The organism is Jatrophihabitans sp. YIM 134969, from assembly GCF_054456675.1.
On sequence record NZ_JBTJEQ010000084.1, the window covers coordinates 1 to 9,500 of the forward strand.

The following is a 9,500-nucleotide window of genomic DNA, read 5'->3' on the forward strand; positions in this document are numbered from 1 at the left end:
CCGACCGGCGCGCCGCCGCCCGCCGCGCCGACGCCGAGCGCGAGGTCGCCCGCGAGAACGACCTGCACGCGGCCCACGTCGCGGGCGAGCGCGAGACACTGCGCGCCCGGGCGGCCGGTCTGGAGAGCCGCGAGGCCGAGGTGGTCTCCCGGGAGCGGGAGCTCGACGCCGGCACCCGGGAGCTCGACCGTGAGGTCCGGGCCCTGCGTGAGCGCCACGGCGACCTCGACGCCCGCGAGGCCCAGCTGGACCGTCGCCAGGACGAACTCGACCAGCTCGCCGAGGCCCGCGACGCCGCGCTGCGCCAGGTCGCCGGGTTCACCCCGGAGCAGGCGCGGGCCGAGATCCTCACCCACGCCGAGGCAGCGGCCCGGCGCGACGCCGCCACCCTGACCCTCGCGATCGAGACCGAGGCCCGCGCCGAGGCCACCGCGACGGCCCGTCGGATCGTGTCCGACGCCGTGCAGCGGATCGCGAGCGACCAGACCTCGGAGTCCGTGGTCTCGGTGATGCCGCTGCCGAGCGACGAGATGAAGGGCCGGATCATCGGCCGCGAGGGTCGCAACATCCGCAGCTTCGAGTCGGTCACCGGCGTGAACGTCATCATCGACGACACCCCCGAGGCCGTCCTGCTCTCGTGCTTCGACCCCGTCCGGCGCGAGATCGGCCGGCTCACCCTCGAGCGGTTGGTCACCGACGGCCGGATCCACCCCCACCGGATCGAGGAGGCCTACGAGCACAGCAAGGCCGAGGTCGACGCGCTCTGCGACCGGGCCGCTCGCGACGCGCTGGCCGACGTGGGGTTGACCGGCGTCGACGAGCGGCTCATCCCGACCATCGGGCGGCTGAAGTACCGGACCAGCTACGGGCAGAACGTGCTCGGACACCTCGTGGAGTCCGCGCACCTCGGCGCGATCATGGCCGCGGAGATCGGCGTCGACCCCGTCCCCGTCAAGCGGGCGGCGTTCCTGCACGACATCGGCAAGGCGCTGACCCACGAGGCCGAGGGCAGCCACGCCGTCGTCGGCGCCGAGCTGCTGCGCACCCACGGCGAGGCCGAGGAGATCGCCTACGCGGTCGAGGCCCACCACAACGAGGTCCCGCCGCGCTCGATCCTGGACGTCCTGACCCAGGCCGCGGACAGCTGCTCGGCGGCGCGGCCTGGTGCGCGGCGCGAGGCCCTGGAGTCGTACGTGACCCGCCTGGGCCGCATCGAGGAGATCGCCGCCGGGAAACCGGGCGTCGAGAAGGTCTTCGCGATGCAGGCCGGTCGCGAGGTCAGGGTGATGGTGAGCCCCGGTGACGTCGACGACCTGGCCGCGTCGGTCCTGGCCCGCGAGATCGCCAAGGAGATCGAGGACGAGCTGACCTACCCCGGTCAGATCCGCGTCACGGTGGTCCGGGAGAGCCGGTCCACCGAGATCGCCCACTGAGAACCGTCGAACAACTCGGTGACGACCGGCTCCCGGGCCGCGTCGGAGGTGTATGACGAGTCCATGACGACGTCGGTGACCACGCCCGGTCTGCGGGCCCTCGTCGACCGCCTCGAGAGCGCCGTGGCGCGGACGACGAGCCCGGGGGACACGATCCGCGAGGTCGGGGAGGCGTTGCGCCCGAGCCTCGGCGCCGCCGACCTGCTGCCGCCGGAGCACGTCACCCCCGACACCGAGGCCTACCGCCAGCACGTGCTCCACGTCGCCCCCGGCGGCGCGTTCTCCCTCGTCGCGCTGGTGTGGCTGCCCGGCCAGGAGACGCCGGTCCACGACCACCTGACCTGGTGCGTGGTCGGGGTGCACCGCGGTGCCGAGAGCGAGACCCGGTACCGGTTCACTCCCGACGGTGACGGGCTGGAGGAGTCCGAGCGCGTGCACGCCGACATCGGCGACGTCGCCTGCCTGCTGCCGCCGGGCGACATCCACAAGGTCCGCAACGACACCGACGGCGTCGCGGTGTCACTGCACGTCTACGGCACCGACGTCACGCGCACCGGTTCGAGCGTGCGCCGGATCTACGCGGTCCCGTCCGTGGCCTGAGCGCGGCTCCCACCGGGGTGACCGGCCCGGACGTCGTCGGTGCGACGCTCGGTGCCACCGCCCGCCGTATCCTCGGGCTCGCCATGACCAGCCCCGCGCGCACGTACGCGATCCGCACCTACGGGTGCCAGATGAACGTCCACGACTCCGAACGCCTCGCGGGCCTGTTGGAGGCCGACGGGTACGCCCCGGCCGCGCCGGACGCCGGTGACGACGTCGACCTGCTGGTGTTCAACACCTGCGCCGTACGCGAGAACGCGGACAACAAGCTCTACGGCAACCTCGGTCGGGCCTTCACGGCCAAGCAGCAGCGCCCGGCGATGCAGATCGCGGTCGGCGGCTGCCTGGCCCAGAAGGACCGCGGCGGCATCGCCGAACGCGCGCCGTGGGTCGACGCCGTGTTCGGCACCCACAACCTGGCCGCGCTGCCTGTGCTGCTCGACCGGGCGCGGCGTCACCGCGAGCCGCAGGTCGAGATCGTCGAGTCGCTGCAGGCGTTCCCGTCGGACCTGCCGGCGCACCGGGCCTCGCCGTTCGCCGCGTGGGTGTCGGTGAGCGTGGGCTGCGACAACACGTGCACCTTCTGCATCGTCCCGAGCCTGCGCGGTCCCGAGCGTGACCGCCGACCCGGTGAGATCCTGGCCGAGGTGCAGGCCCTCGCCGCGGCGGGCGTCGTCGAGATGACGCTGCTCGGCCAGAACGTCAACTCCTACGGGCGTTCGTTCGGGGAACGCGGTGCCTTCGCCGACCTGCTGCGCGCGGTCGGGGCGGTCGAGGGCATCGAGCGGGTCCGGTTCACCAGCCCGCACCCGCGTGACTTCACCGACGACGTCATCGCCGCCATGGCCGAGACACCGACCGTCTGCCCCCAGCTGCACATGCCCCTGCAGTCGGGGTCGGACACCGTGCTCAAGGCGATGCGGCGCTCCTACCGCAGCGAGCGTTACCTCGGGATCATCGACCGGGTCCGCGCGGCGATCCCGCACGCGGCGATCACCACCGACATCATCGTCGGCTTCCCCGGTGAGACCGAGGACGACTTCGAGGCGACGCTGGACGTCGTGGCCCGCGCCCGCTTCACCAGCGCGTTCACCTTCCAGTACTCACCGCGCCCGGGCACGCCCGCCGCGACCATGGACATGCAGGTGCCCGCACCGGTCGTCTCGGCCCGCTACGAGCGGTTGATCGCGCTGCAGGAGCAGATCTCGGGCGACCTCAACGCGGCGCTGGTCGGCACCGAGGTCGAGGTGCTCCTGCACGCGGCCGCCGGCAAGAAGGCGACCGGGCGGTGGTCGGGGCGCGCCCGCGACGGCCGGCTGGTCCACGTCGACGTCGGCGACACCGCCGTCGCGCCGGGCGACACGGTCACCACGACCGTCACCTACGCCGCTCCGCACCACCTCATCGCCGACGCCGGGATCACCCGACACCGGCCCTGGCGCGGTGCGGCGACCGTCGCCCCCCACGCCACCGCCCCCGCCGCCGGCCGCACCCTGTTGCCTCTCGCCTGACGCACACGCACTCGGCGACGACCGACACCGTCGAGCGGGGTCGCGTGGTGCAGGCGTGCGCTTCACGCGCCGGCCGATCGCCCCCGACGGCCGCGGGTCGGACCAGCGGGCCGTCGGCTCAGCCCTCGGGCAGCAGGGCCTTGCGCTGGGCGACCTCGGCCTCGGCCTTGGCGATGCGGGAGGTGTCGCCGGAGGCCTGGGCGCGGGCGAGCTTGGCCTCGGCCTCGGTGAGGCGTTCGCGCAGCGCGGCGAGGAACGGGTTGGAGTCGGCGCGCTTGGCCGCCCACTGGGCGTCGACCGCTTCGCGGACCCGGTCCTCGGCCTTGCGCATGCGGTCGTCGAGGCGGCGGACGGAGTCGCGAGGGACCTGGCCCGTCTGCTCGTAGCGTTCCTGCAGGTCGCGCAGCGCGGCCTGGGCGGCGTTGACGTCGGACAGGTCGATCTGCTCGGCCAGCACGATGACCTCCTCGCGCTTGCCGACGTTGCCGGCGAACTCGGCGTCCCGCTCGGCGAAGACCGCGGCCCGGCGGGCGAAGAACGCGTCCTGCGCCGCCCGGAAGCGCGCCCACAGGGCGTCCTCCTCCGAACGGCCCGCGCGTCCGGCGGCCTTCCACTCGGACATCAGCCGCTTGAGCGCGTCGGCGGTCTCGCGCCAGTCGGAGCTGGCGGACAGCTCCTCCGCGCGGGCGATGAGCTTCTCCTTGGCGTCACGGGCCGTGTGCCGCTCGGCGTCGAGCTGGGCGAAGTGGCTGCCGCGCCGCTTGCCGAACGCGTCGCGCGCCGCGGCGAACCGCTTCCACAGGGCGTCGTCGGTCTTGCGGTCGATCCCGCGGATCGTCTTCCACTCCTCGACGATGTCGCGCAGGCGGTCGCCGCTCACCTTCCACGCGGTCGACGCGGAGCCGATCTCCTCAGCCTCGACGACCAGCGCCTCCTTGCGGGCGATCGACGCGGCGCGGGCCTCGGCGCGCTGCGCCGCGACGGCCTCGGAGACCTCCTCGGCCGCCCCGAGCAGCGCGGTCAGCCGCCGCTCGAGCGCGCCGAGGTCGCCGATGGCGGCCGCGGTCGGCAGGTCGGCGAGCAGCTGCTGGGCGAGCTTGCGGGTCGACGTCGGGTCGCCCGCGCCGGACTTCAGGCGGCGTTCGAGGAGCGTGACCTCGGTGGCGAGGTCGTCGAAGCGACGGCCGTAGAAGGCGAGGCCCGCGGCCTGGTCGCCCGCCTGCCACGACCCGATCGAACGCTCACCGTCGGCTGTGCGGACCCACACCGTGCCGTCGTCGTCGATACGCCCCCAGGTCGTCTGCTCGCGCTCCTCCGTACCAGCCATGCCGAGCATTGGATCACGGTCGCGGTCACGGGCGCCAAGACAAGGGGGGCCACGCGCCCGGATTACCGTGGCGCGGTGATCGCAGCAGCGGCGTTCTGCCCCGGCACGCCGGTGCTGGTGCCCGTACCCGGCGCGGCCGCACCGGACCCCGCGCTCGCCCGCGTGCGGGCCGCAGCGAGCACCGCCGTCGCCTCCCTCGCCGGCCTCGACCGGATCGTCGTGCTCGGCCCCGGCGCCACGTCGTTGCTGCACTCCCCGGTGGCCGAGGGGACGCTCGCGGGCTTCGGCCTCGACGTCACCGTCCACCTCGGTTCGCCCGCGTGCGGGGCCACCGACCCGCTGCCGCTCTCGCTCACCGTCGGTGCCTGGCTCCTGCGCGAGGCGTTCGGGCCGTCGAGCGGTGCGGTCGGGGTCGCGTGCGGCAGCGACTTCGCCTCGAGCCCCGCGGCGGCGGACCTGCTCGGCCTCGCCGCCACCGACGACCGGATCGGCCTGCTGGCGGTGGTGGACGGCGCCGAGCGCTTCCCGCCGCTCGACGGCCCCGGGCACACCGCCGCCGACATCGCGCGGTCCGGCGCGGCGAGCGCCGCGCTCGACGACCGACTCGCCCGGGCGCTGTCCGACGGCGACGGCGACACCCTGGCCGACCTGCCCGGCGCGCCCCCGCTGACGCACCTGGGGTCGCTCGCCGCGTGGCGGGCCGCGGGATCGTTGCTGGCGGGGCCCGGCGTGACGGCCGAGCTGCTGGCCCGGGAGGACGTGCACGGGGTCGGCTGGTTGGTGGCGCGGTGGGAGCTGACGTGAGCGCCGAGGTCGTCTCCGACGCCCCGGTGGTCGCCGTCGTCGGCCCGACCGCGACCGGCAAGTCCGACCTCGGCATCGCGATCGCCCAGCGCCTGGGGACGGCCGAGATCGTCAACGCGGACTCGATGCAGCTGTACCGGGGCATGGACATCGGCACCGCCAAGGTCCCCCCGGCCGAGCGCGGCGGCGTGCCGCACCACCTGCTGGACGTGTGGCCCGTGACCCGGTCGGCCGCCGCGCACGAGTACCAGGTGCTCGCCCGCGCCGCGATCGCCGAGATCCACGCCCGGGGGAACGTGCCGGTCATCGTCGGTGGGTCCGGGCTCTACCTGCGCGGGGTGCTGGACCGGGTCGAGTTCCCCGGTGAGTCACCCGAGGTCCGCACGCGCCTGGAGGGCGAGCTCGAGGCGGTCGGTCCGGGGGAGTTGCACCGGCGACTGACCGGGATCGACCCCGAGGCCGCCGCGGGCATCCTGCCGAGCAACGGTCGGCGCATCGTCCGGGCCCTGGAGGTCGTCGAGGTGACCGGTCGGCCGTTCCGCGCGGTCCTGCCCGGGTTCGACTCCGTGTACCCCCGGTTGGTGAAGGTCGGGATCGACCGCGCCGACCTCGACGCCCGGGTCGACCGCCGCGTCGAGGCGATGATGGCCGCGGGTTTCCTCGACGAGGTGCGCGGGCTGCTGCCGGAGCTGCGGGGGAGCCCGACGGCCGGCAAGGCCATCGGCTACGCCCAACTGCTCGCCGTCCTCGCCGACGACGGCACGGTCACCGGCGATCTCGACGAGGCCGTCGACGCCACCCAGCGCCGGACCCGTCGATTCGTCAAACGGCAACGTTCGTGGTGGCGCCGTGATCCCCGCATCGTCTGGCTCGACGGCGCCGACCCGGAGCTGCTCGAGCGGGCGGTCGATACCCTGGCCCTATGGGGCTGACGGTGCTCAAGGGGCACGGCACGGAGAACGACTTCGTCGTCGTCCCCGACCCCGACGCCGCGCACGACCTCCACGCCGACGCGGTCGTTGCTCTGTGCAACCGTCACGCCGGGATCGGTGCCGACGGGGTGCTGCGCGTCGTCCCGACCAAGGCCGTGCTCGAGGTCGCCGAGTTCGCAGACGTCGCGCCCTGGTTCATGGACTACCGCAACGCCGACGGCTCGATCGCCGAGATGTGCGGCAACGGCGTGCGGGTCTTCGCCCGGTACCTCGTCGAAGCCGGTCTGGTGGACGCCTCGGAACCGTTGCAGGTGGCAACACGCGGCGGCGTGGCGTCGGTGGCGTTCGAGGTCGACGGCCGGATCAGCGTCGACATGGGCGTGCCGGCGCGCCGCGCCGAATCGCCCCGGGTGCGTGTGCCGGTCCAGGACAGCGGGGGGTTCCTGGAGTTCGCGGGCCAGGCGTGGGACCTGCCCAACCCTCACGTCGTGTGTGAGACCGGCGGCGCCCAGCTCGCCGCGCTCGACCTGACGCGCCCACCCGCGGTCGACCCCGCCCTGCCCCACGGCCAGAACGTCGAGTTCGTCGTCCGGGAGGCCGACCGGACCGTCCGCATGCGCGTCCACGAGCGGGGTTCGGGCGAGACCCGCTCGTGCGGCACCGGCATCTGCGCCGTCGTCGCGGCGTTGTCCGGCGACGACCGCACCGGGACGTGGACCGTGCACGTGCCCGGCGGCACCTGCACCGTGGCCTGGACCGACGACGGCCGCCTCGTCCTGACCGGCCCGGCCGTCATCGTGGCGCAGATCGAGCTGTCCGAGGCCTGGACCGCGTCCGGTGGCCCGGTCTGAGCCCGTGTTCCGTCGTTCGCGCTGGTCGTAACCGGTCGCATCCGGCCCGTCGGGGTGTCACGATGGATGCAGGATGACTGACGCCCACGCGAACGACCCGCAGCCCGTACGCCGCCTCGACGGTGACACCCTCCACGACGTCGTGCTCGGCACCGACGTGGACCGACCCGATCCCGAGGGCTCCGGCGGCGACCACGGCCCCGCCTTCGACGAGTCGGGGTTCGGCCCGGTCGACCTCGACGTCGAGCTCGAGACCTCCGACCGGCAGGCGCTGCGCCGGGTCGCGGGCCTGTCGACCGAGCTCACCGACGTCACCGAGGTCGAGTACCGGCAGCTGCGCCTCGAGCGCGTCGTGCTCGTCGGCGTGTGGACCGAGGGCACGCAGGCCGACGCCGACAACTCGCTGACCGAGCTCGCCCGGCTGGCCGAGACCGCGGGGTCGGTCGTCCTCGACGCGTTGATCCAGCGCCTCGACCAGCCCAACCCGGCGACCTTCATCGGGTCGGGCAAGGCCAAGGAACTGCGGGCGGTGGTCGCGGCCACCGGCGCCGACACCGTCATCTGCGACGGCGAGCTCAGCCCGGGTCAGCTGCGGCAGCTCGAGGACGTCACCAAGGTCAAGGTCGTCGACCGGACCGCCCTGATCCTCGACATCTTCGCCCAGCACGCCCGGTCCCGGGAGGGCAAGGCGCAGGTCGAGTTGGCGCAGCTGCAGTACCTGCTGCCCCGCCTGCGCGGCTGGGGTGGGTCGCTCTCGCGGCAGGCCGGTGGCCAGGCGGGAAGCGTCGGCATCGGCGGCCGTGGCCCCGGTGAGACCAAGATCGAACTCGACCGCCGTCGGATCGGGCAGCGGATGGCCAAGCTGCGCCGTGACATCCGCGGCATGAAGACCGCCCGCGACGTCAAGCGCTCGCAGCGCCTCGACAAGCAGGTCCCGGCCGTCGTCCTCGCGGGCTACACCAACGCCGGCAAGTCCTCGCTGCTCAACCGGCTCACCGGCGCGGGCGTCCTCGTCCAGGACGCCCTGTTCGCCACGCTGGACCCGACCGTCCGACGCGCCGAGACGTCCGAAGGCCGCGAGTACACGCTCACCGACACCGTCGGCTTCGTCCGGCACCTCCCGCACCAGCTGGTCGAGGCGTTCCGCTCGACGTTGGAGGAGGTGGCCGACGCCGACCTGCTGTTGCACGTCGTCGACGGCTCGGCGGCCGACGGCACCGACCCGGTCACCCAGATCGAGGCGGTCCGCACCGTGCTCGCGGACATCGACGCGCAGTCGGTGCCCGAACTGGTCGTCGTGAACAAGGCCGACGCCGCGGACCCGGAACTGCTGCTGCGCCTGCGGGCGCTGCTGCCCGAGGCGATCGTCGTCTCCGCCCGCACGGGGGCGGGCCTCGCCGAGCTCAACGCCGCGATCGAGGAGCGGTTGCCCCACCCGTCGGTGACCGTGTCGGTGCTGGTCCCGTTCACCCGGGGTGACCTGGTGGCCCGCGTGCACGAGCACGGCGAGGTGCTCGAGGAGGCCTACGAGGCGGGCGGGACGCGCCTGGTGGCGCGGGTCCACCCGCGGCTGGCGACGGCGCTGCACGCATTCGTCATCACGAGTTCACCACCCTCCCCGGCGGTCGCAGGCGTAGTCTGAGGCGGACCGCGACGCCCCCCGACGGGGGCCGGTCACCGACGAACCGGGAGGAACTTCCACCATGGGCGCTTTCCAGCCGTGGCACCTCATCGTGCTGGCCATCGTGGTCGTCGCGTTGTTCGGCTACAACAAGTTGCCGGACGTCACCCGTTCCGTCGGGCGTTCGCTGCGCATCTTCAAGACCGAGATGAAGGGCCTGTCGGAGGACGACAAGGTCCGCGACGAGGCCCAGGCGCACGGTCAGACCACCGTCGCGCCGTCGGTCGCGCCCGTCCCGGTGCAGACCGTCGCGGTCGAGCCCGTCGCAGCGGCAACAGCGCCCGTGCCCGCCGCCGCCCCGAGTGACGACGAGATCGCCCTGGCGCAGGCCGTGCTCGCCGCGGCCGCAAAGGCCCGCACC

Annotated in this window: 9 protein-coding genes; 8 read left to right on the forward strand and 1 reads right to left on the reverse strand. The window is 73.9% G+C overall.

Features of this window, described 5'->3' with window-relative positions:
* From rny to miaB, 3 genes are all read left to right on the forward strand, one after another.
* A partial coding sequence (rny, locus tag ACXR2U_RS23445; RefSeq protein WP_458827511.1) for a ribonuclease Y occupies positions 1-1,433 on the forward strand: 1,433 nt, incomplete at its 5' end.
* A gap of 63 nt (positions 1,434-1,496) precedes the next feature.
* Positions 1,497-2,033, forward strand: coding sequence for a cysteine dioxygenase family protein (locus tag ACXR2U_RS23450; protein WP_458827512.1), 537 nt, complete (start codon positions 1,497-1,499; stop codon positions 2,031-2,033).
* A gap of 83 nt (positions 2,034-2,116) precedes the next feature.
* Positions 2,117-3,544: a tRNA (N6-isopentenyl adenosine(37)-C2)-methylthiotransferase MiaB gene (miaB, locus tag ACXR2U_RS23455; RefSeq protein WP_458827513.1), complete on the forward strand. Its 1,428-nt coding sequence runs from the start codon at positions 2,117-2,119 to the stop codon at positions 3,542-3,544.
* 118 nt (positions 3,545-3,662) lie between these two features.
* Here the strand turns inward: miaB and ACXR2U_RS23460 are convergent, their stop codons facing one another.
* On the reverse strand, positions 3,663-4,871 hold the full coding sequence (locus ACXR2U_RS23460) for a DUF349 domain-containing protein (protein ID WP_458827514.1): 1,209 nt from the start codon (positions 4,869-4,871) through the stop codon (positions 3,663-3,665).
* A gap of 75 nt (positions 4,872-4,946) precedes the next feature.
* Here ACXR2U_RS23460 and ACXR2U_RS23465 point away from each other — a divergent pair, with 75 nt between their 5' ends.
* From ACXR2U_RS23465 to tatA, 5 genes are all read left to right on the forward strand, one after another.
* The gene (locus ACXR2U_RS23465) at positions 4,947-5,675 is read left to right on the forward strand and encodes a class III extradiol ring-cleavage dioxygenase family protein (protein WP_458827515.1); all 729 of its coding nucleotides are present in this window, start codon (positions 4,947-4,949) and stop codon (positions 5,673-5,675) included.
* Positions 5,672-6,607, forward strand: a complete 936-nt coding sequence (gene miaA / locus ACXR2U_RS23470) for a tRNA (adenosine(37)-N6)-dimethylallyltransferase MiaA (protein ID WP_458827516.1) — start codon at positions 5,672-5,674, stop codon at positions 6,605-6,607. The genes ACXR2U_RS23465 and miaA overlap by 4 nt, the downstream gene beginning before the upstream one ends.
* Positions 6,598-7,458, forward strand: coding sequence for a diaminopimelate epimerase (gene dapF / locus ACXR2U_RS23475; RefSeq protein WP_458827517.1), 861 nt, complete (start codon positions 6,598-6,600; stop codon positions 7,456-7,458). The genes miaA and dapF overlap by 10 nt, the downstream gene beginning before the upstream one ends.
* A gap of 73 nt (positions 7,459-7,531) precedes the next feature.
* Positions 7,532-9,100, forward strand: coding sequence for a GTPase HflX (gene hflX / locus ACXR2U_RS23480; protein ID WP_458827518.1), 1,569 nt, complete (start codon positions 7,532-7,534; stop codon positions 9,098-9,100).
* 61 nt (positions 9,101-9,161) lie between these two features.
* Positions 9,162-9,500, forward strand: a 339-nt coding sequence (gene tatA, locus ACXR2U_RS23485) for a Sec-independent protein translocase subunit TatA (RefSeq protein ID WP_458827519.1), incomplete at its 3' end; no start/stop codon positions are given.